This is a genomic window from Pantoea sp. UBA7232, assembly GCF_002473195.1.
Classification (GTDB): domain Bacteria; phylum Pseudomonadota; class Gammaproteobacteria; order Enterobacterales; family Enterobacteriaceae; genus Pantoea; species Pantoea eucrina.
This window is the reverse complement of the sequence record NZ_DKTK01000008.1, coordinates 169,419-190,010: the sequence shown is the minus strand read 5'-3', so window position 1 is coordinate 190,010 and position 20,592 is coordinate 169,419. Positions and strand designations below refer to the sequence as shown.

Here is a 20,592-nt window from a genome sequence, read left to right as displayed (position 1 = left end):
GCGCGCGACAGAATGTGTCACAGAATTGCGGCTGGCGGATTGACGCGGCGCCTGCAAATCACCATCATCCTGGCCATCGCCCTTGTGGCCAGATTCATTACTATCGGAGCGGGATGTGTCAGAACTCAGTAACGCATTGCTTGAAGAGATTATCAGCGAGGTCCGGCCGCTGACGCAGCAGGGAAAGGTGGCGGATTATATTCCGGCGCTGGCGGACGTGGAGCCTGACCAGCTGGGGATCGCAATCTGTACCCCGTCAGGTGAGTGCTATCAGGCGGGTGATGCCGCTACGCGCTTTTCAGTGCAATCCATCTCTAAGGTGCTGTCGCTGACGGTGGCCCTGACGTTGTATGAAGACGCTGAAATCTGGCAGCGCGTGGGTAAAGAGCCATCCGGACAGGCGTTTAATTCGCTGGTCCAGCTGGAGCTGGAACAGGGCAAACCGCGTAACCCCTTTATTAACGCCGGCGCGCTGGTGATGTGCGATTTGCTGGAGAGCCGCCTGACGGCTCCGCGCCAGCGCATGCTGGAATTTGTCCGTGGCCTGGCGCAGCAGGAGGATATTCTGTATGACCGCGGCGTCGCGCGCTCTGAGTATGAGCACTCTGCCCGGAACGCTGCCATTGCCTGGCTGATGAAATCGTTTGGCAATTTTAATAACGATGTCAGCAAGGTGATGGAGACCTATTTTCACTACTGTTCGCTGGCCATGAGCTGCAACGAACTGGCGCGTACATTTCTCTATCTGGCCAACCAGGGACGCACACAGGATAATCGCCGGGCGGTGATCTCGCCGCGTCAGGCGCGTCAGGTGAATGCGCTGATGATGACCAGCGGCATGTATGATGGCGCCGGCGAATTTGCCTGGCGGGTGGGCATGCCGGCCAAATCCGGCGTGGGCGGCGGCATTATTGCGGTGATCCCGGGGGAGATGAGCATTGCCGTCTGGTCTCCGGCGCTGGATCGCTCAGGCAATTCACTGGCCGGCACCGCGCTGCTGGAGAAGCTGAGCGACCGCCTGGGCCGCTCGGTATTCTGACCCTTAGCTCACCTGATTACGCGGTTTATCCTGCGCAAACGCCTCCAGGTTGGCTTCAATACCGCGCAGCAGATTCGCCACGCCCTGCCGGGTTGCCCAGGCGATATGCGGCGTCAGCAGCAGCCGGGGCACGCCGGGTTGCAGCAGCGGATGCGTAGCGGGTGGCGGCTCACTGCTCAGCACGTCCAGCGCCGCGCCGCCGAGGGTTCCCTGACGCAGCGCGGCCGCCAGATCCTCCTCTTCAATCAGTCCGCCGCGAGCGGTGTTGATCAGTAACGCGCCCGGTTTCATCGCGGCCAGCGTCTGCCGGTTGATCATCTGCTGCGTCTGCGGCGTCAGCGGGCAGTGCAGCGTCAGTACGTCGCTGCGCGCCAGCACCTCATCAAAGGCGGTATAGCCGGCGCGGACGGCTGCCGCCCCCGGCCGTTCAGCATAGAGCACCGTCATACCCAGCGCCTGCGCCATCTCACCCGCTGCGCTGCCAATATCGCCTTTGCCGACCACGCCCAGTACCGCACCCTGAATATCCTGCAGCGGCTCGCGATGGATACAAAAGTGCGGCGAGGCGGGCCACGCGTCGCGGCTGCTGATGGCGTAATCCATCAGATGTCGCCGCAGCGCGAACAGCGCAGCGATTACCCCCTCCGCCACGCTGCGGGTGGAGTAGCCGGGTACATTGCTGACCACAATACCCTGCGCCCGGCAGGCGTCAAGGTCGATACAGTCATAGCCGGTAGCCGTGACGCAGATATAGCGCAGTTCAGGCAGCTGCCGCAGCGTGTCGGCGCGCAGCGGGACTTTATTGGTCATGGCTATCGTCGCCCCCTGCAGGGCAGACACAATCTCCGCGGGTGCGGTCTGTCCGCGCCAGACCCATGCACTGCACCATTCTGGCTGCGCCGGCCGTTCGGGCAGCGTATCACCATCCAGCATCACTATTTTCATCTTCGCTCCGCTTTATTGTTTCTGCACTGTTCTCATCAGGTTGCATTAAGGTTAACAAAAACGGCGTCCGGGGTGAGCTTTTTCAAAAAATGCGAATTATTTCCCTCTCCGGCGGCGTTTGTTTAACGCGGCAGCGGCAATCGCGTTACAATTCCGCCTCTTCTCTGACGTGACCTGCTATCTGCTATGACGGTTTTACCTGCACTTCGCCAGCGCCTAACTGCCTGCCTCGCCATTCTGGCGGTGCTGCTGCTGTTTGTTGCGCCGGTGGTGTCGAAAAGCCTGATTGAGCAGCAGCGCGTTTCGCAGCCTGCCCCGGCCATGATGGAGATGGATCATCATCAGATGATGGAGCACGCCATGCCGGGCATGATGCATCATGACGCGGACGACGGCGAACTTGCCTGCGGCTACTGCGATCTGCTGGTGCATGTGCCGCTGATGATTTGGGTGTTTATTCCCTTTATCTGGCTGATGCTGCTTCACTCCCGTGCGCCACCGCTGCCGCGGCGCGCGGCACCCATAGTGCGCAGGCAGGTGGCCATACCCCGTCCGCGCGGACCGCCTTCCCCGCTTCTTAACTGAATCCGCTTTAACGTGGCGCGGACGCAGCGTGCTGCCCGTCGCCCCGGTTGTTTACTTTCAGAAGGAAGACGCTTTTGTCTGCTGTTAATTCTGCAGCACCGCGCGGCGCGGTGCTCAATCTGCTTCGCCGCCTGCATTTTTATATCGGCCTGTTCGTTGCGCCGTTTATCTTTATTGCTGCGCTGAGCGGCACGCTCTATGTGCTCACGCCTCAGCTCGAACAGCTGGTCTATCACGATGCGCTGACGGTAACGCCCGCTGGTGAACCGCAGCCGCTGTCGGATCAGATCGGCGCGGCACGTGCCAGGGCTGGCGCAGATGCGCATATTTACGCGGTGCGACCGGCACCGGGTGCAGAGGAGACCACCCGCGTGCAGTTCAGCGATCCGGCGCTGGGCGCCTCGACCTCGCGCGCGCTGTTTATCGATCCCTATACCCTGCAGATAAAGGGAGATATGCCGGTCTATGGAACCAGCGGCATACTGCCGCTGCGCACCACGCTCGATTTGCTGCACAGCAGCCTGCTGCTGGGCGATGCCGGACGCAACTACAGCGAGCTGGCGGCAAGCTGGCTCTGGGTAGCCGCGCTGGGTGGCGTGGTGTTGTGGCTGGCGACCCGGCCGAAGCGCCGGCTTAAACCGGCACGCAGCGGGTTGGCTTTCAGCCGCCACTGGCACGCCACCCTGGGACTGGTGCTGCTGCTCGGTCTGCTGTTCTTCTCTGTGACCGGCCTCACCTGGTCACAGTGGGCAGGCGCGAACATCGATAAAATGCGCAGTGAACTGAACTGGCTGACGCCACAGGTCAGAACGGTACTCGATCCGGATGCACCGGCCGCCCCCGCCGATCCGCACGCCGATCATCACAGTATGTCAGTGACCGATATGGCGGCGATGCGCAAACCCGGCATGCCCATGATGAAACCGGCGCCTGCCAATATGCCCGATGCTGACTGGGACCAGGCGCTGAATGCCGCGCGCGCGAACGGGATTGATGCAGCGAAAGTGGAGCTGCGCCAGCCGAAAAACAGCGGCAGCGCCTGGACCGTTACGGAAATCGATCGCCGCTGGCCCACGCAGGTGGATGCGGTGTCGGTGGATCCGCACAGTTTCGCGATTGTGGATCGCGCTGAATTTGCCCGCTTCCCGCTGGTGGCAAAACTGACCCGCTGGGGCGTGGATGCTCATATGGGTGTGCTGTTTGGTCTGCCCAATCAGCTGCTGCTGGCTCTCTTTGGTCTCGGCCTCTGCACCATGATTGTGCTGGGCTACCGCATGTGGTGGCTGCGCCGCCCCGCTTCGGCTGCTACCAGCCCGCTTGAGACGCTAACGGCAAGCTGGCTGGCGCTGCCGCTCACGGCGCGCCTGCTCTCCCTGCTGCTGGCCGTAGCGCTGGGGTATGCGCTGCCGGTCATGGGTGTCAGCCTGCTGCTGTTTTTAGCCATCGATTATCTGCGCTGGCGCAGACAGCAGCGTACGCCAATGACTGAAGCGGAGATCCTCGCTGCACAGCAGTCGCCGCTGGGCATTATTCGCGCCCGCTTTACGGTCAAACGTAAAGAGATGCGCTATTTTCTGCGCGGCCTGTTCATTCTGGCGCTGATTGTCGGTACGGTGATGAGTAATGCGATTATCGGTGGCGTGATCGATCAGTATGGTATTCCGTTCAGCCACTGGTCGCTGACCATGTATCTGACGCAGGGCTTTATGATTACGCTCTATACGCTGGTATTTACCGGACTGATGTCGATTCCGCTCTGGTACTTCTTTCTCGGCGAGCAGGACGATTCAGTAAACAAAGGGTAAAAAAAAGAGGTGGCTGAGCCACCTCTTTTCATCTCTGCATCAGAAATCAGCTTTCAGCACAACGCGGTAGTTCGCTTTACCGGCGCGCACATGCTCCAGCGCATCGTTGATTTTTGACATCGGGAACTCTTCTACCTGCGGCGCGATATCAGTACGCGCGGCGAGGCGCATCAGCGTACGCAGCTGGCCCGGCGAGCCGGTAGAGGAGCCGGTTACCGCGCGATCGCCCATGATCAGGGTAAATGCCGGAACCGGGAACGGCTTCATTACTGCACCGACGGTATGGAACTTACCGTGCGGGGCCAGCGCCTGGAAATAGGGCTGCCAGTCGAGATCGACCGCAACCGTACTGATAATCAGGTCAAACTGACCCGCCAGCGCCTTCAGCGCTTTTGGATCGCGGCTGTTGACCACGCGATCGGCGCCCATCGCTTTAACAGATTCAGTTTTGCTGGCGTTTGAACTAAACGCGGTCACCTCTGCACCCATGGCACGCAGCAGTTTGATGGCCATATGGCCCAGACCGCCAATTCCGATGACGCCGACGCGGCTGTTAACGTTGATGTTGTGCATCAGCAGCGGTTTGAATACGGTAATACCACCGCAGAGCAGCGGGCCGGCTGACGTGATATCAATTGATTCCGGTAGCGGGATCACCCACTGCCAGTCCGCACGCAGGTGGCTGGCGAAGCCGCCTTTGTTCATAATGGTCGGGACAGAGCCTTTTTCGCAGTTTACCTGCTCGCCGTTAATACAGGCATCGCAGTGCTGACAACTTTTCGCCGTCCAGCCGATGCCCACGCGCTGGCCCACTTTCAGCCCTTTGTTTTGCGCTGCGGCTCCCAGCTCGCTGATGCGGCCGATAACTTCATGCCCGGCAATGACCGGGAAAGAGGAGATGCCCCACTCATTGTCGATCATAGAGAGATCGGAGTGGCAGACACCGCAGTAGTCCACTTCGACCATCACCTCTTCCGCGTTCAGCGGACCAGCTTCATATTCGTGCGGCACCAGTGCTTCGCCCGCTTTCATCGCGGCATAGCTTTTGATTTTCATTCCAGTCCTCTGTTTTTTAGTTACGACCCGGCAAGTTTAGCAGAGGCGCCGTGATGATTTAGGCGAGCAACCAGGCAACCAGCCCGATCAAAAACGCTGCGGGGCGCAAAAAGCATTAAGGGTTAAAGCGAACCGGGTGCAGATCGGCGCTGTTGCGCCTCCGGTCACTCTCCACCCGGCTCAACGCTAAAACTCCGGCTCTTCACCCGGCAGCGGCTCAGAGAGCGACTGCCCCTCTGCCCCGGCATAAAAAATAATCAGCTCGGTCGCCTGCTCAGCGGTATAGCCGCGATGCGCACTGTTAACCGTCTCATTCAGCGCTTCACCGGCATTAAAATGCTGGCGCCGGCCGCTCTCTTTATCTTCAATAATCAGCTGGCCCGACAGCACGTAAGCCGTGTTGGGCATGGGATGCGTATGCCACGGCAGTTCACTGTGGGGCGGCAGCGACATGCGCATAACGGAAATCTGTGGCTTGCCTGACGGATAGCAGTCGTAAGCCTGACCGTTCCATGCGGTGCCGCTCTCTGACACCAGTTCATGCACGATTTCACTGTTTTTTGAGTTCGTCATCTTTTCTCCTGTTACTTTGCGCGTTACCGGAGTGTAGAACATTGCTGCGCTTACCGACGCGCGCGCTGGATTTTGCTCAGCGTTCAAGCTGCTCCCGGCATTCGCTGAAGAGTCCGATAAGATGATCGGCCACCGCGCGTACGCGACCCGACGTTGCCAGATCGGCGTGCATTACCAGCCACAGCGGCTGATCGGCACTACTGTCGCGCTGCAGGCAATGCAAACCGCTGGCTCTGGCCATAAAGTGCGGCAACACGCCAACGCCCAGTCCGGCCGTCACCGCCGCAACCTGCGCGGTCAGCGTGTTGGCTTCCAGCCGGCAGGGCCTGCCGCGCAGCACGCGCTTGATCCAGCGGGCGGCAGGCAGATGCTGGTGTGATTCAGACCAGCCGATACAGGGCGCTTCATTGAGGGTAAAAGGTGCTGAAGCGTGCAGTAATGACGGCGCCATATACAGACCGAATCCCAGGGTTCCCAGCCGTCTGATGGTCAGGTTGCCCGCCTCAGGGCGAACCAGACGAATCGCCAGATCGGCCTCTCTGCGGTGCAGATTGACTGACTGCACCCCGCTCAGCACCTCCAGCCGAAGCGCCGGATGCGTCTGCAGCAGAGACGGCAGTGAAGGCAGAATAAAATGGGTGGCCAGATTATCCGACGTTGCCAGCCGTACCAGTCCGGCCACCGCTCCCTGCAGTTGCGCTTTTTCTGTCACCGCCCGCCCCGCCTCTTCCAGCGCCTCCGCCCGCTCCAGCAGCGCTTCGCCATCATCCGTTAGCCGGTATCCGCTCTGATGCCGGCTGAACAGCGGCAGTCCCAGCGACTGCTCCAGCCGGTCCAGCTTTCTGGAGACGGTCGCGATGCCGGTTTCCAGCGCACTCGCCGCGCCGCTCAGCGTTCCGGCGCGGGCGATTGCCAGAAAGATCCTGATGTCATCCCAGTAAAATTCACTCTTCATAGTTTCCATTTATGGAAAATAGCCTTCCATTCTCCGCACTGTTTTCCCGATTTCGATCAGATGATACTGCGCATCCCCGGGAAGTTAAACCGGTTAAGAATTCCGGAATCTGAACATAAGGAGACTGCACCATGAATGACACTGTTATCGCTACGCACGCTGTGCCAGCGCGTAACTGGATTGCTATTGTCGCGCTCGGCCTCAGCGCTTTTACTATTGTCACCAGCGAGCTGGCGCCGGTAGGGATGCTGAACGCCCTGGCAAACGATCTGCACCAGCCTGCTGCCACCACCGGACTGATTGTTACCGCTTATGGCTGGGTCGCTGCGCTGGCTGCACTTTGCTCCGGCATGCTGCCGGCACGCACTCCGCGCAAGGCGATGCTGGTTGGATTAATGGTGATTCTGGCGGGCTCCTGTCTGATGGCGATGCGCGCTTACGCTCTGCCCGCGCTAATGACCGCCCGCATTACCGGTGCGCTGGCCCATGGCGTATTCTGGGCGCTGATTGGCACCGTTGCCGCCCGGCTGGTGCCGGCCAGCAGGCTGGGACTGGCGACATCAGTGATATTTGGCGGCGTCTCAGCCGCCAGCGTACTGGGCGTACCGCTTGCCAGCTTTATGGCTGCTGCTGCCGGCTGGCGCAGCGCGTTCGGTGCCATTGCGCTGCTTGCACTGGCCGCCGCCGTGGTTCTCTGGCGCACGCTTCCGGCTCTGACGCCTCCTGCCCCCTTAAAACTGAATGACTATCTGGCTATTTTTCGCCATCGCACGCTGCTGACGCTGTTTGGCGCAACGGCAGCCGTCATCACCGCGCACTTTGCCGCGTTTACCTATATCGATCCGCTGCTGACGTTAAAGCAGGGTATTGCCCCTGCTGCGGTTTCCGCCCTGCTGCTGATGGCCGGCATCGCCGGCGTAGCGGGCAATATGATTGCCGGGAAGTTGATCGATCGGCATCTCAGGGGCCTGATTCTTTCAGCGCTGCTGCTGAGCGCGCTGGCGCTGGGCGCACTCAGCATCGCCGCATTGCCGCACGGCCTGACCGCGCTGCTGCTGGCTCTCTGGAGCGCCGGGATCGCAGTAATATTCGTCGGGCTGCAGACCTGGCTGCTGCGCAGTGCCGGTACGGCCGCGCAGCCCGCTTCTGCGCTCTATGTCGCGATATTTAATGCCGCCATCGGCAGCGGTGCGCTGGCAGGAGGACATCTGGCTGGGCTTATCGGCCTGCAGAAGATGGTGCTGATGGCAGCAGCAGTGATGCTCGTCAGCAGCCTGTTCATACTGCGGCTGCGCACTCCGCGTTAATCACTCCGGACCGGCGCCGATGACATCTTTTCATCTGTGGCAACCGCTGCCGCAATGTAATCAATAAACGCCCTGACTTTTGCGCTCAGGGCGGAACGCTCACTGACGCAGGCGTAAATGATCATCGGCAGCGACTGAATCGCCTGTTTGTCGTCAGTAAACAGCGGGATTAGCTGGCCGCTGGCGATCAGCGGCCGGGCGATAAAGCTTGCCAGCCGTGCAATTCCGCCACCGCTGACGGCAATTCTGGCAATAATATCGATATCGTCACTGATAAAACGGGGATTCAGCCGGGCGGTAACAACCTCCCCGTCTGCGCTGAAGCCCCAGGGAAGAAACCGGCCATCTGTGGGATAACGAAACACCAGACAGGCGTGCTCGCTCAGCTCGTCAATGCGTTGCGGAGTACCTGCACGGGAGAGATAAGCGGGTGCCGCACAGAAAATAAACGGCAGGGATGCGATTTTTCGCGCCACCAGCCGATCGTTCAGCTGCGCCTCAATGCGCAGGCTGACATCGATATTTTCCAGCCGGTGATCGACATCACGATCGGTAGCGATCAGTTCTATGTCAATTCCGGGGAACATTTCATTAAAAGCCGGCATAAGAGGGGCAACCACGTAGCGGCCAAACGCCGCGGTGGTGGCAATGCGCAGCGGACCCTGCGGTCCGGTTTCCACAGCGGCAGCCTGCGCAGCAAGCGCAATATCATACGGTATATGGCGGACTTTGGCGTAATAACGCTGACCGCTTTCCGTCAGGACCATACTGCGGGTGGTACGTGAAAGCAGACGCACGCCGAGGTGTGTTTCGAGCCGGGCCAGGCTCTGGCTTACGGCTGCAGCACTCATTCCTCTGGAGCGGGCAGCAGCGGCAATAGTGCCGTTTTCCACTACGCGAACAAAATTGTCGATCAACCCCAGCATATCCATCAGCGGCCCGCTCTTTTCGTAAATGTTGCTTAGCAATGATTAAAGCACAGCTGTGCTTTTTTTGTCCGGCACAGGCCCGTAAGGTAGCCGCTGTTTCTTAACTTACCGGTCAGGAGAGATCTTATGATTAAAGCCATTGCGTCAGCTGGCGTGCGCTTACGGCTGCCACATCGGGTTACCCCTTATATATTTTCTCTGTACATGGCGACCATTATGGCGTTTCTGATGAGCCTGGTTATTACGCTGGCAGAGTCTGGTCCAGGCCCGCATTGTATGACAAATGTGATGAATGCTTATCAGGTGGCGATGCCTGCTGCCTTTGTCTGCATTCTGCTTGTACGTCCGGTGGTTATCCGGCTGGTGACGCTAACCGTTCACGGCCACTAATCGCCTGCACAGCTGGCCGCGTGCTTAGCGCGGCTTTTTGCGACGCTTTTCGGCATACATCACGCTGTCGCTCTCGCCGATCATTTCCGCGAGCGAGGCATATTTGCCTGCCTCACTGGCGATCATGCCAAACGAGTAATTAATGTTGTAGGGCTTAGCCGCCTGCTGATTCCATACTGACAGCGCCTCGCGCAGCCGGCACAGGTAGGCTTTAGCATCGCTTTGCCGGGCCAGCAATACAGCAAACTCATCGCCGCCGAGACGGCCTGCAATGTCATCCGGTCCGAGCTGCTGATAGAGCAGCGCGGCGAAGATCTTCAGCACGTTGTCGCCTTCTGCATGGCCCCACAGGTCATTGATAGGCTTGAATTTGTCGAGGTCAAAATAGAGGATGGCAAAGTCGCGATCCTGCTGCTGCAGTTGCTGAAACCGCTTTTCTCCCATCGCATAAAACCCGCGCCGGTTGGGAATATCCGTCAGGCTGTCCACCATTGCGATGTGCGTGACCTGAAATTCATCTTCGACAATCGCCGCCACGTCTTTCATTGCGGCAATGTCGTCACCGGTAAAGCTGCGCGGTTCGCTGTTAGCCAGACACAGAGTACCGGCAACGGCACCGTCGGGCAGCCGCACCGGATACCCCACATAAAAACGGATAAACGGCGTGCCGGTCACCAGCGGATTGTCATAAAACCGCGCATCTTCGCGCGCGTCTGTGATGATTAAAGGCTCATCCAGCATAATGGCATGCGCGCACAGAGAGATGTCGCGTTTCATCTCGCGGCCGTTGATCCCCTGACACGCCAGCGCCCACTGACGATCGCGATCGATAAGGTTGATTAGCGCTATCGGTACCTGAAACAGCCGGCGGGAAATGCGGGTCAGTCGTTCAAAGCGCTCATCGTCCTGCGTATCCAGCAGGCCAAGTTTGTGGAGCGACTTCAGCCGCGCAGCTTCATTTTCCGGCATTCCCGGCAATTTCATAGCAACCTCTTCTCTTTTCGCCCTGGACTATTTTAAGGGATAGCACTCTGTCCAGTTATAGTTAGTTTTCACCAGCGTCAGTTCCCCCGGCTACATCACCGAACGTGGCGGCCTGATGCTTAAAGAAAAACGCGCGCGCAGGTTCAGGTAAAAACGCCGCCTCGTAGCGCAGCAGCGTGCTGTGCCAGAAGGGAGCCGGCAACGCTCTGCCGGCATGGCGCATCAGGATTTCATTTTTCCACTGAGAATCGAGCACCTTTGCACAGAACTGCTCGCGCAGCGCCAGCGCAGGATGTGCCGGGATCCCCGCCAGCAAAAGCTGATCGGGTAACGCTACCAGCCGCAGATGCGTAATCACAACTTTTTCCGCTGCAAATTCACGCCAGATAGTCATTAACTGATCCACTTTCGCTGGCAGTGGCTCATCTGCGTGATAGTGCGGCAGAGTCAGGGGTAAGAAAGTAAAATGCAAACCGCAGGCGGGCAACGTATCGGCAAGCCGGTCACCTGCGGTGAGCTGAGTTAACTTCGCAATAAGGCGTGAAATATCTGCGGTCACGGAGGGCCGTATGCCCGTTGCCAGCGCGGGTCGGGTCGGGTCGGATCGTAGTAGTTTTCCTCTCTGACCTTCCCGATACCTGCATTTTCCGCCCACAACGCCGCAGTATTGTTATTCACAGCGTGATATCTGTTTTGCAAACTTATTGCGTTCATAGCAACCCTTCAGGCATTAATTTAAGCACCGGCTTGTGGTCATATATTTGTCAGAAACAACGGCTAATGACCTGGGCCTGGCGGATTGCTTACTTTGCATACTCAGATGTCACTTTTGCCGCTTTCTATAGCACGCAGAATAAATATATTAAAATCATACAGATAAAATATTCATGTGTTCCGACAGGAGGTTTATGCCGGTCGCTTCAGCGCTTTCCCCCTCAATAACCAAAATGTCTATCTCCTCACAGCCGGCAACTAAAAATCGTGCCACGCCTGGTATCTTTTCTGCTGTCAGTCCGACGATAATCTGCTCACTCCGGGCTATTGCTGCTTTTTTAAATTCGCAATCTTCATACTCAAAACCAGTCAGTCCGGCTTCCGCGCTCATTGCACACCCGCCGATAAAGGCCTGATCGAACATGATGTTTTTCAATTGCGCTATTGCCGTATTTCCTGCACAACCGCCGCTTACTTTTTGAATACGCCCGCCCAGCATAATGACTTCTGCATTAGGGTGCTTTAATTGCTATGCCAGTAACAGGCTTACTGACCAGCCGCTTTGGTTGTCGCAGCGTTATTATGGCGGCTATCGCATTAGTTATTGTCAGCACACCTCTGCTGGCTGTGATTAATAACCCGTTGCTTCTGGGCGTTGTGCTGCTGTTTTTTGGCACAGGCCTTGGCGTGACAGACTGCGCCATGAATATTCAGGCGATCCTGGTGGAAAAAGAGGCGCCTGCTCCGCTGATGTCCGGTTTTCACGGCATGTACAGTTTTGGCGGTATTGCTGGTGCAGGTTTGATGACCTTGCTTCTGTCTGCGGATCTTAATGTTGTTACTGCTACCCTCTTCATCGTACTCATTGTGATTGTTTTAGCTTTACTGAGCTATCCGGGTTTGCTGACTTTTGCTAATCCTAAAGAAGGGCCGGCTTTTGCTGTACCTCACGGTGTTGTTCTGACGCTGGGAATGGTCTGTTTATTAGTGTTCCTGACTGAAGGCACTGTTCTTGACTGGAGCGCAATTTATCTGACGCAGGTAAGAGACATGCCTGAATCATTGGGTGGGCTTGGATATACCTGCTTTGCTATTGCCATGACAGCGTCCCGGCTCACAGGGGATCGGGTGGTAAAATATCTTGGTCAATTAGCTGTCGTTGTGGGCGGATCGCTGACTGCGGCTATTGGACTGGCACTGATTACGTTCATACCATCATGGCACCTGTCGCTATTTGGCTATGTTCTAATCGGAGCAGGGTGTGCAAATATTGTCCCGGTGATGTTTTCGGCCGTGGGTCAGCAGAGTGTAATGCCTCAATCCGTAGCTGTTCCGGCAATAACGACGATGGGTTATATGGGCGTATTAAGTGGTCCTGCTATTATCGGTTTTGTCGCTCATTTTAGTTCTCTTGCGCTGGCTTTCTCAGTGATTACAGCTTTAATGCTGTTTGTTAGTGCAATATCATTCACACTTAACCTTAGCCGGAAGAATTCCCCAGGAGCGAACAAATGAAAATTTGACATTTAGCTTTATGGACGGGAAATATTGAAGCGCAAAAAACATTCTGGCGAGACTATTTTGGCGGAACCCCTAATGCGTTATATATCAGCAAAAACCGGCCCGGTTTTTCCTCTTATTTTATCAGCTTAAGTGAAGGACCTACTATTGAGATAATGCACCTGAAGGGTATGGCAGAGGGACAACACGGTGCAGAGCTTACCGGCTGGGCGCATGTTGCTATCGACGTTGGCTACCGCCACCGGGTTGATGAAATGGTTATTAAAGCATCCGAAGATGGAATTTTAGTGAGTCCGGCTCGCCTCACAGGTGATGGTTATTATGAAGCTATCATCAAGGATCCCGATAGCAATCTTATTGAAATTATGGGTTGAATTTTTGTGAGCAATAACCTGCTTATAACTCAGCTGCATTATTGTTTTGATTGTCAAAACCAGAAAGTCCGTTTTTGCCTGCAAAACGGACGTTCTGAATAAACAGGACACGAATATTTTTAAATGAACATCCTGAAATCCTCAGCGCTAATATCTGCCAGCGCGGAAGCTTTCGGATGCGGAGAGGCTGCCAGATACCGGGAAATCAGCTCAAAGCCTGCGGTGTATCCCAGCCACTTTGGCAAATCGCCGGTTCCGTAAAACCAGGCATTGTGATCGTAATCGGTGCGATGCCAGCTGTCATGCAGTTGCCGGGCGAAGGATTGAATAATATCTGAGTTGAGGCTTTCCCAGAGTTCAGGTTTACCGCCTAGAAGCTCGAGAGAAAAGTGCCCGGCAAGTCCTTCAGAAACGATAGCTTCCCCTAACGTTGAGCCGTATCCGGGCCCTGCCCACCTGGCCGCATGGTGCAGTTCATGAGCAAACATTCGCTCAAGCGAGTGTGCTTCATTTTTACAGAATGCCGGGTTTTCAGGGTCGACCGTTAAATAGATAACGCCTGGCTCAGGACAAAAACCCGTGTGCCCTTTTTCAGGGATCACAAACTTTCCGGCTTTAACCACCACATCCAGCGAAGGAACCGGCATCAGCCGCTGAGCTTTTTCATAGGTAGCGGTCAGGCTGGCCTGAAGCCATTCACGGTGAGCGGTCAGTTTTTTCTGGGCATTCAGAATATGCAGGGTTATGTGAGGCATGTCAGCACCATCCAAAAACGAGAGTATATATCCGCCTGCCAGCAAACATACAGCGAATCTCCTGATGCGCCATTGCAGATCGCGCTGTCTGCTTCTGACGCAAAGCCCGCCTTTTATGCAGTGATGCTATATCAGACATTACCAGGTGGCCTTATGTGAAAAACGGAAGTCATATTACCATGCATTATCTGGCCTGGATGTCACAGGAAAAAACCGATATCAGTCAACGGACATATCTGTTGTAACAGGTGAGTTATGGTCCACCGTCACAACCACCGGCACCTTCGGCGGCGTGAGCGCATCTGTGACTGGCACCTGACAAAACAGACTCTGACTCCCCGCCAGACCGGACGGGGAAAACGATCTCTCCGTTCATAACTTACCGAATGGAGGTATATTATGATTTCTGAAAATGCGCTTTTAATTATCGATATGCAGCACAGGCTTTTTCGCGGGCCGGTTTCCCCCTATTCCGCGGCTTCTGTACTCTCGAATATCTGTCTGCTGATTGAAAAAGCCAGGCGGGCTCAGGTACCCATCTTTTTTGCGCGCCATACCGGACCTGATGACTCCCCTTTCTCAGAGCAGGGGCCGTTAACCCGACTTATACCTGAAATGAACGTGCACGCTGAGCGTGATGTCGTGTTTATTAAAAAGCATCCCAGCTGTTTTCAGAATACGGACCTGCAGCATCAGCTCAGCCAGCGAGGTATCAGGGAACTGGTTATCGCCGGGATGAAAACAGAATTTTGTGTGGACACGACCTGCCGTGCAGCGTCGGAACGCGGATTCAGGACAGTGCTGATTTCAGATGCGCATACAACAATGGATAACTGCTGCCTGTCAGCTAAAGAGATCGTCAGCCATCATAATGCCACGCTGGCTGGCCCGTTTGTTACGCTATCCACTGCGGCCGACTGGAACGTTATCGGGAAATGAGTATTAACCGTAGCCGCTCGCAGGGCGGCTGAAGACACTCTCGACGTATAGAACAATCCGATCATCTATCGGCCAGTGTCCGCTATGAGCGAAAAGCGGACGTTAAACCTATGGGGTAAGGATGTTATGCCACATTAGACATAACATTCCTAATGCGCTCCGACTGCAGGCAAGGGAGAAAGTTACGCAACGCTCTCCAGTAACTGCTTTGCCTGAAGGTATTCGTAGCTGGTCAGCTCAATCTTATTATCGCTAAGATCTTGAAAGTATAGGGACATAGATACATCGTGATCGCATACGGTAAACGGGATGCCTTTGGCGTTGAGAGTAGGCATAAGACTGAGAAACGCAGCCGCTTCTACTGCGAAAGCTACTGTATGGCCGGGGTGCTGATTTTTCCTGAGAAACAGGGAAAGTGATGCGCCGTTATTTCTGATAACCAGCGGCCCTCCCTGCTCAAACCAGAAATACAGCGAGTCATCGCGGGAAAAGCTAAGAACCTCTTGGTACCAGCGTTCTGCCAGTTCAATGTTATCGACGTATACGTGTATGTGGTCAATCTTCGTTATCTTCACAGTAACCTCCCTAATTGTTATTACCAAAGAGACTCTCAGTCATTTTTGTTAAACAACCCACCAGACACATGACAATACTCGATTTATCATAAGATTATCATTGATGACGGCTTCCGATATTTAACGTAGAAGTTCGTTTACAACGTCCGCTTCAGGCACAGTGCGGGCATCGGCTTAACGTAACGTCCGCTATGAGCGAAAAGCGGACTTTAACGGCCTCAGATTGCCAGGATTTCAGGCTGGCAACTTGCAGAGTATCTGATTAGAGCTTTCTCAAAAGTCTGGCGGGATTACCTGCATACACGCCTTTTACCAGCACAGGCTTTGTAACCACGCTACCGGCACCAATCACCGCACCACTGCAAATGTCCGTGGTTAAGATAGTTGCCCCGCTCCCCACGGTTACCGCGTTACCTAATACGATATGTATCCAGCTTTCTGCTGAAGCATCAGGAGCGCCATTCTTAAACAAGTCGTTGGCAAAGGTTACGCCATGGCCTATAAAACAATCCTTACCCAGGGTAACGTTCTCACAGATAAAAGTGTGTGACTGTACTCGGGTTCTGTCGCCTATAACGCATCCCTTTTGTATCTCTACAAATGGCCCTACAAAAACATCATCGCCCAGTTCACACTTATAGATGTTTACCGGCGTGATGACTTTCACATTTTCGCCTAGTTTTACGTCACGAATGCCACTTTCAATAACCTTCATATAAACTGTGTCCTTACTTGAGATGGTTCGGCTAAAAGCTTGCACAATTTTTATCGTCACGAGATAACAAAGTTAACCTGCTTTTACTCATTCGCGCACGATGAGGATCGCAATATCCGCTTCTGGCGCGAAGCGGACTTGCGCACAGATCGACGTTAGCTATGAGCGAAAAGCGGGATTTCGCAGCAGTGCAACAATGATGAATATTTGAATCAGGTAATTCATATTGAACGGAAATGGGTTACTTCCTTAAGCGTATTAAATTAACAAAGGCTAAAAATGACAAAGCTCGAAGAATTAAAAAACATTTATCCCGGTGCACTGGCATGGCAATTTGGCGACAGCCCGGAACTTGCTGATGAACTCGTACAACTGGTTTTAAGTGGCAGTAAAACAGCGACATGCTCTTCGATAGCATCTTTTCAGCATGAACATGAACGAGGCGAAGCTCCCTGCGTAGGAAGTTATAATATCATTCTTAACGGAACCGGGGAGCCAATGTGCGTGATCAGAACGCTCAGGATGCAGATTATCCGCTTCAATCAAATGACGAGTGAACTCGCCAGTAAGGAAGGTGAAGGTGATTTAAGTCTGGAGTACTGGAATGAAGGCCATAAGCGTTATTTTGAGCGTGAAGGCACTTATTCTGAAGAAATGGAGCTTGTCTTTGAGGAATTTGAACTTACAGAGATTTTGTAACTGTCCGCTCCTGACACAAAGCGGACTGACGCAGAGTTAAGGTCCGCGATGAGAGAGGCGGACGTCAAAAAGAGGGCGACCGGAAAGTTCTGCCACATCAGACATAGCATCCTGGCTACGAACCCCGCATAAGCCATCTGGTGTATGCTGCAGCAGTTAAAAAGGATGAAGAAAATGCCTGACATGAACACACCCTGAAGCATTTGATCTACTTCTGGCATAAAGCAAACATCAGCCGCAAAGCGATCAGCGTTAACGTTTTGCTTCGATCAAATGTCGGGTGGAATACGCAACAAATGGCTGACTCAGGCGCATTTTCTGATCCATCGCCTGCAATTCTTTATAGTATTTCTCTACGGAGAAGCCGGGAACCCACCAGACGCATTTTCGCAAAATCCAGACAACGGCACTGATATCAAAAAACGTCATCCGGCAGCGTGCTGTGCTTAATTCAATGACCTTCAGACCCGCCATCTCCGCATCCTCTTTTTCTTTGCCAGGATCTCTGTACGTTCTCTCTTTGGAAAGTGGTCCTAAAAAATACTCGATTAATTCAAATGCAGATGCAGGTCCAACATGCTGTGCCAGATAGCTTCCTCCGGGTTCAAGAACCCGATATATTTCTGGCCGATCCGGTGCTACCGGATGCCTGGATGTGACCAGGTCAAAAAATTGTTCGCTAAAAGGAAGCTTTTTGGTGATGGAAGTATCAACAATATTTACCCCCGGGGTGAAAGGTGCTGCCGGGCTTTTTTCAGGTTCGGGGGCCACGCTTCTGTTGCGGCCATATATGCAGGAAACTCGGGAACTTCATTTAATACTTCTCCTCCACCGGTATCAATGTCCAGTGCTGACGTTACCCGGCTTAAGCGTTCTCCGATTAACCTCGCGTAACCCCAGGAGGCCCTTTCCTCTGTCGCTTTCCCGTCCAGCCAGTCAAACCCCCAGCCCTCTGTATCGGCCTCCATAGCTTCCATTAATAGTTCATCAAAATATTTCACCTGAATTCTCTCCGTAGATATTTGGTTCAGGGCACATTTTAGAGTATTGATTTAGGCAATGCGATCCACTCCTGGAGCTATCATTAGCACTGTGAAAGCACCGCTGGTTTAATCACATTCGATATAATTTAATGTTACCGGACAGGTTTTGATTTAAGTCGATTAACTCACATAAGTCGTTATATACTCACTGATATAGCGGTAAGTAATTATGCCTGCCCTTTCGACAGATGTTGGAAATTTCATGTTTGTTAAACGTTTGATCCTGTTGAAGACAACGTTCACCAGCGCAATGTTATTGTCTGCTATGCCGGTATATGCCGTAAATGAACAACCTGCGATGGTCGTTAATGCTTCACCAGACGACGCGCCTTCTGCAACCGATAAGAAAGCTAACCTGGGCAGCCTGGGTGCCAGAGAAATACGTGACGCTCCCTGGTCGGTTCAGACGGTGTCTCCCCGTCTGATGAAACGTCAGCAGCTTAAGAGCGTAAGCGATCTCTACCGCTACCTGCCCTCGGTTCAGGGAGAGGGTGCGCGTCCGCAGACGCGCGGCATGCAGGGAAGTGTCGTCCAGAACAGCATGATTGACGGCCTGAATGTCGTGTCAACCACAGACTATGCCGCTGAACAGTTCGACCATATTGAGGTGCTTAATGGCCTCGCCGGGTCACTGTATGGTCCGGCTAATCCGGCAGGATTATTTAATTTTGTCAGTAAGCGCGCCAGTGATACACCGCAGCGAAGCGTTACTCTGGGAGGAGGTAGTGGCCCGGGTCATCAGATAGCCGGTGATTTCAGTGGTCCGGTGGATAGCAACGATCGGCTGCGCTATCGGCTGAATATGCTGGATGACAGGGGCAGTGGCTACGTCAGCGGCAGCAGAAAACGACGTCAGCTTTTCAGCCTGGCCCTGGATGCCAGCCTGAGCGATCGGACCCTGCTGGAAACTAATTTCAGCTATTACCATTTTTATGAAAAGGGATTGCCGGGGAGATTTGCGCTGGGTAACGGCCTGACGTTGCCCGCAGCTCCCAATCCAAAAACGGCTCATCTGGGACAATCCTTTGCGGGAAATGATAACCATACGCTGACCGCCGGCATCCATCTGAAGCATGATTTTGACGGTAACTGGCTTGGTGAAGCTGGTGTGCTGCGTCAGATAGCCGATCGCGAGTCCACTGCTGTCACCAATACGTTTACGAATAAACGTGGCGATTACACGACAACGACTTCATCAGCGACAGCCAGTCGTTTCACTATCAACAGTTATATGGCGAACTTAGAGGGTGAAATCGAAACTGGCCGTATCCATCATCAGATAGCCACCGGCGTGCGGGGGTTTGTCTGGAAAAATTACAATCCGCGTAAGGGTGGAACCTTAACGCTGGGCAGTGCCTCACTGGATAACCCACAGACATTTAGTGAGCCTGACTATCCCGATTTCACCCGGCGTTACCATTCTGCGACAGCCACTCAGCACGCATTTCTGCTGAGCGATACCCGGCTGTTTAATACCGCTACAACATTCCGTCTTGATGTCACTAATCTGACGAATCGTCACTACTGGACCAATATCGTGCCCGGCGGCCTGAACGGTTACAGCGGGGCCGGTTATGCCAGCGCCTCTGTGGGTGAACCGCGCCGGGTAGAGGTTTCCATGCAACTCAGCTTCTGACAGGGATATTTACCAATGAAAAGCCTGCAATGGGCACTACCGCTTCTGGTCGTAAGCGCTCTGGCGTCGGCTCAGACAGTCACTGACGACAGCGGGAATAAGATTGAATTGAGCCAGCCGGTGCTGCACATAGCCGATGCCTGGTTTGCCCACCACTCTCTGCTTATGACGCTGGGCGCCGGCGATCTGATTGTGGCAACCGTAAACCATCCGGCGGACCGGCCGTGGATGTTTAAGGTACAGCCATCGTTAAATCAGGCGCTCCAGGCACACGGTAAAACCTTTAACAGTGAAGCGCTGGTGGCACGCAACGTTGATGCGATTTTTGTACCCGCTAACGATCCCGATGCAGAGTCTTATCGTCTGGCCGGTATTCCCGTACTGGCAATGAATTTTGATGATTTTGACTCGATGAAACGCTCACTCACTACCACGGCTCAGGTGGTCGGCACACCGGCAGCGGCCGCGCGAGCCCGGGCTTATAATCGCTATCTGGATACGCAAATCGCTGCTATTCAGACCAAAACGGCCGCGCTTGCGGAGAGTGAACGCCCGCGCGTGCTGCATATTCAGTCGCTGCATCCGCTGAAGGTAGATGGCCGGAATACCCTGATTGATACCTGGATCAGGCTCGCGGGTGGCCGGAACGTCGCCGCCTCCGTGGATGGCAATATGCGCCCTGTTTCACCGGAGGAGGTGATACGCTGGGATCCGGATGTGATTATTATCGGTGCCGGCGCGGGAACCCTGGCTGACTCTGACTACAAATCGCTGTTCGCCAGCGTAAAAGCCGTGAAGCAGCAGCAGGTGTGGCAGAATCCATCGGGTGTCTTTCCCTGGGATCGCTACGGCACTGAAGTCGCACTGCAAATCCAGTGGGCTGCCAAAAAACTGCATCCGGCGCTGTTTGCAACGCGCGATCTGATTGACGCCACTCAGAAATTTTACCGGACATTTTACGATTACCCGCTGAGCAAACAGGATGCGCAGCGTATTCTGCAGGCACTGCCTCCAGGTTGAGGCAGGCAGGATTTTGCAATATTCGTTGATAAG

21 protein-coding genes and 3 pseudogenes are annotated in these 20,592 nt (G+C 54.6%); 11 read left to right on the top strand and 13 right to left on the bottom strand.

Features of this window, described 5'->3' with window-relative positions; translation table 11 throughout:
- The first annotated feature begins 115 nt into the window (after window positions 1-115).
- On the top strand, window positions 116-1,039 hold the full coding sequence (glsB, locus tag B4056_RS08865) for a glutaminase B (protein WP_094110772.1): 924 nt from the start codon (window positions 116-118) through the stop codon (window positions 1,037-1,039).
- Window positions 1,040-1,042: 3 nt separating this feature from the next.
- On the opposite strand, the gene B4056_RS08860 is transcribed toward glsB, so the two are convergent.
- The gene (locus B4056_RS08860) at window positions 1,043-1,984 is read right to left on the bottom strand and encodes a D-2-hydroxyacid dehydrogenase (RefSeq protein ID WP_040113677.1); all 942 of its coding nucleotides are present in this window, start codon (window positions 1,982-1,984) and stop codon (window positions 1,043-1,045) included.
- Window positions 1,985-2,170: 186 nt separating this feature from the next.
- Between B4056_RS08860 and B4056_RS08855 the strand changes: the two genes are divergently transcribed.
- Entirely contained in the window at window positions 2,171-2,569 is a 399-nt protein-coding gene (locus B4056_RS08855; RefSeq protein WP_288654452.1) for a DUF2946 domain-containing protein, read from the top strand.
- A 74-nt stretch (window positions 2,570-2,643) separates the two neighbouring features.
- The gene (locus B4056_RS08850; RefSeq protein WP_288654451.1) at window positions 2,644-4,374 is read left to right on the top strand and encodes a DUF2534 family protein; all 1,731 of its coding nucleotides are present in this window, start codon (window positions 2,644-2,646) and stop codon (window positions 4,372-4,374) included.
- Between the two features lie 39 nt (window positions 4,375-4,413).
- On the opposite strand, the gene ahr is transcribed toward B4056_RS08850, so the two are convergent.
- From ahr to B4056_RS08835, 3 genes are all read right to left on the bottom strand, one after another.
- Entirely contained in the window at window positions 4,414-5,430 is a 1,017-nt protein-coding gene (ahr, locus tag B4056_RS08845) for an NADPH-dependent aldehyde reductase Ahr (RefSeq protein WP_040113682.1), read from the bottom strand.
- A gap of 186 nt (window positions 5,431-5,616) precedes the next feature.
- On the bottom strand, window positions 5,617-6,003 hold the full coding sequence (locus B4056_RS08840) for a cupin domain-containing protein (protein ID WP_071668413.1): 387 nt from the start codon (window positions 6,001-6,003) through the stop codon (window positions 5,617-5,619).
- Window positions 6,004-6,079: 76 nt separating this feature from the next.
- Window positions 6,080-6,958 carry a LysR family transcriptional regulator gene (locus tag B4056_RS08835; protein ID WP_071668431.1) on the bottom strand — a complete coding sequence of 293 codons (879 nt, stop codon included), beginning with the start codon at window positions 6,956-6,958 and terminating at the stop codon, window positions 6,080-6,082.
- A gap of 131 nt (window positions 6,959-7,089) precedes the next feature.
- Here B4056_RS08835 and B4056_RS08830 point away from each other — a divergent pair, with 131 nt between their 5' ends.
- A complete protein-coding gene (locus tag B4056_RS08830; RefSeq protein WP_094110776.1) occupies window positions 7,090-8,265 on the top strand; it encodes an MFS transporter in 1,176 nt (391 codons plus the stop codon).
- Here B4056_RS08830 and B4056_RS08825 read toward each other — a convergent pair.
- Window positions 8,262-9,197: a LysR family transcriptional regulator gene (locus B4056_RS08825; protein WP_113655306.1), complete on the bottom strand. Its 936-nt coding sequence runs from the start codon at window positions 9,195-9,197 to the stop codon at window positions 8,262-8,264. The genes B4056_RS08830 and B4056_RS08825 overlap by 4 nt on opposite strands.
- 123 nt (window positions 9,198-9,320) lie before the next feature.
- On the opposite strand from B4056_RS08825, the gene B4056_RS08820 reads away from it, so the two are divergent.
- Window positions 9,321-9,584 carry a DUF2798 domain-containing protein gene (locus B4056_RS08820; protein ID WP_288654448.1) on the top strand — a complete coding sequence of 88 codons (264 nt, stop codon included), beginning with the start codon at window positions 9,321-9,323 and terminating at the stop codon, window positions 9,582-9,584.
- A gap of 24 nt (window positions 9,585-9,608) precedes the next feature.
- On the opposite strand, the gene B4056_RS08815 is transcribed toward B4056_RS08820, so the two are convergent.
- From B4056_RS08815 to B4056_RS08805, 3 genes and pseudogenes are all read right to left on the bottom strand, one after another.
- Entirely contained in the window at window positions 9,609-10,568 is a 960-nt protein-coding gene (locus B4056_RS08815; RefSeq protein ID WP_094110777.1) for a sensor domain-containing diguanylate cyclase, read from the bottom strand.
- A gap of 27 nt (window positions 10,569-10,595) precedes the next feature.
- Window positions 10,596-11,282 (bottom strand): annotated as a pseudogene (locus tag B4056_RS08810) (hypothetical protein).
- Between the two features lie 154 nt (window positions 11,283-11,436).
- A pseudogene (locus B4056_RS08805) lies at window positions 11,437-11,808 on the bottom strand (decarboxylase); the annotation flags it as partial.
- 5 nt (window positions 11,809-11,813) lie between these two features.
- Between B4056_RS08805 and B4056_RS08800 the strand changes: the two are divergent.
- Window positions 11,814-12,797: an MFS transporter gene (locus tag B4056_RS08800; RefSeq protein ID WP_288654445.1), complete on the top strand. Its 984-nt coding sequence runs from the start codon at window positions 11,814-11,816 to the stop codon at window positions 12,795-12,797.
- Between the two features lie 20 nt (window positions 12,798-12,817).
- Window positions 12,818-13,177 (top strand): annotated as a pseudogene (locus B4056_RS08795) (VOC family protein); the annotation flags it as partial.
- 119 nt (window positions 13,178-13,296) lie between these two features.
- On the opposite strand, the gene B4056_RS08790 reads toward B4056_RS08795, so the two are convergent.
- Window positions 13,297-13,977: a DUF2268 domain-containing protein gene (locus tag B4056_RS08790; RefSeq protein ID WP_223811781.1), complete on the bottom strand. Its 681-nt coding sequence runs from the start codon at window positions 13,975-13,977 to the stop codon at window positions 13,297-13,299.
- A gap of 351 nt (window positions 13,978-14,328) precedes the next feature.
- Here B4056_RS08790 and B4056_RS08785 point away from each other — a divergent pair, with 351 nt between their 5' ends.
- On the top strand, window positions 14,329-14,871 hold the full coding sequence (locus tag B4056_RS08785; protein ID WP_288654549.1) for a cysteine hydrolase family protein: 543 nt from the start codon (window positions 14,329-14,331) through the stop codon (window positions 14,869-14,871).
- Window positions 14,872-15,053: 182 nt separating this feature from the next.
- Here the strand turns inward: B4056_RS08785 and B4056_RS08780 are convergent, their stop codons facing one another.
- Together B4056_RS08780 and B4056_RS08775 are read right to left on the bottom strand one after the other, a co-directional pair.
- A complete protein-coding gene (locus B4056_RS08780; RefSeq protein ID WP_094110782.1) occupies window positions 15,054-15,446 on the bottom strand; it encodes a VOC family protein in 393 nt (130 codons plus the stop codon).
- 262 nt (window positions 15,447-15,708) lie between these two features.
- The gene (locus B4056_RS08775; RefSeq protein ID WP_094110783.1) at window positions 15,709-16,161 is read right to left on the bottom strand and encodes an acyltransferase; all 453 of its coding nucleotides are present in this window, start codon (window positions 16,159-16,161) and stop codon (window positions 15,709-15,711) included.
- A gap of 279 nt (window positions 16,162-16,440) precedes the next feature.
- Between B4056_RS08775 and B4056_RS08770 the strand changes: the two genes are divergently transcribed.
- The gene (locus B4056_RS08770) at window positions 16,441-16,860 is read left to right on the top strand and encodes an ASCH domain-containing protein (RefSeq protein WP_288654442.1); all 420 of its coding nucleotides are present in this window, start codon (window positions 16,441-16,443) and stop codon (window positions 16,858-16,860) included.
- 252 nt (window positions 16,861-17,112) lie between these two features.
- Here the strand turns inward: B4056_RS08770 and B4056_RS08765 are convergent, their stop codons facing one another.
- The gene (locus tag B4056_RS08765; RefSeq protein ID WP_199560433.1) at window positions 17,113-17,631 is read right to left on the bottom strand and encodes a class I SAM-dependent methyltransferase; all 519 of its coding nucleotides are present in this window, start codon (window positions 17,629-17,631) and stop codon (window positions 17,113-17,115) included.
- Window positions 17,580-17,861, bottom strand: coding sequence for a hypothetical protein (locus B4056_RS08760; protein WP_199560432.1), 282 nt, complete (start codon window positions 17,859-17,861; stop codon window positions 17,580-17,582). Before B4056_RS08760 ends, B4056_RS08765 begins: the two co-directional genes overlap by 52 nt.
- Window positions 17,862-18,201: 340 nt before the next feature.
- On the opposite strand from B4056_RS08760, the gene B4056_RS08755 reads away from it, so the two are divergent.
- Together B4056_RS08755 and B4056_RS08750 are read left to right on the top strand one after the other, a co-directional pair.
- Window positions 18,202-19,539, top strand: coding sequence for a TonB-dependent siderophore receptor (locus B4056_RS08755; protein ID WP_288654440.1), 1,338 nt, complete (start codon window positions 18,202-18,204; stop codon window positions 19,537-19,539).
- Between the two features lie 15 nt (window positions 19,540-19,554).
- The gene (locus tag B4056_RS08750; protein WP_150034853.1) at window positions 19,555-20,559 is read left to right on the top strand and encodes an ABC transporter substrate-binding protein; all 1,005 of its coding nucleotides are present in this window, start codon (window positions 19,555-19,557) and stop codon (window positions 20,557-20,559) included.
- Window positions 20,560-20,592 lie beyond the last annotated feature (33 nt).

Bases quoted from the DNA above. Each gene is read 5' to 3' on its own strand.
- B4056_RS08860 (WP_040113677.1), bottom strand. From the start codon at position 1,984: ATGAAAATAGTGATGCTGGATGGTGATACGCTGCCCGAACGGCCGGCG.
- B4056_RS08855 (WP_288654452.1), top strand. From the start codon at position 2,171: ATGACGGTTTTACCTGCACTTCGCCAGCGCCTAACTGCCTGCCTCGCC.
- ahr (WP_040113682.1), bottom strand. From the start codon at position 5,430: ATGAAAATCAAAAGCTATGCCGCGATGAAAGCGGGCGAAGCACTGGTG.
- B4056_RS08840 (WP_071668413.1), bottom strand. From the start codon at position 6,003: ATGACGAACTCAAAAAACAGTGAAATCGTGCATGAACTGGTGTCAGAG.
- B4056_RS08835 (WP_071668431.1), bottom strand. From the start codon at position 6,958: ATGAAGAGTGAATTTTACTGGGATGACATCAGGATCTTTCTGGCAATC.
- B4056_RS08830 (WP_094110776.1), top strand. From the start codon at position 7,090: ATGAATGACACTGTTATCGCTACGCACGCTGTGCCAGCGCGTAACTGG.
- B4056_RS08825 (WP_113655306.1), bottom strand. From the start codon at position 9,197: ATGGATATGCTGGGGTTGATCGACAATTTTGTTCGCGTAGTGGAAAAC.
- B4056_RS08820 (WP_288654448.1), top strand. From the start codon at position 9,321: ATGATTAAAGCCATTGCGTCAGCTGGCGTGCGCTTACGGCTGCCACAT.
- B4056_RS08815 (WP_094110777.1), bottom strand. From the start codon at position 10,568: ATGAAATTGCCGGGAATGCCGGAAAATGAAGCTGCGCGGCTGAAGTCG.
- B4056_RS08800 (WP_288654445.1), top strand. From the start codon at position 11,814: ATGCCAGTAACAGGCTTACTGACCAGCCGCTTTGGTTGTCGCAGCGTT.
- B4056_RS08775 (WP_094110783.1), bottom strand. From the start codon at position 16,161: ATGAAGGTTATTGAAAGTGGCATTCGTGACGTAAAACTAGGCGAAAAT.
- B4056_RS08770 (WP_288654442.1), top strand. From the start codon at position 16,441: ATGACAAAGCTCGAAGAATTAAAAAACATTTATCCCGGTGCACTGGCA.
- B4056_RS08755 (WP_288654440.1), top strand. From the start codon at position 18,202: ATGGTCGTTAATGCTTCACCAGACGACGCGCCTTCTGCAACCGATAAG.
- B4056_RS08750 (WP_150034853.1), top strand. From the start codon at position 19,555: ATGAAAAGCCTGCAATGGGCACTACCGCTTCTGGTCGTAAGCGCTCTG.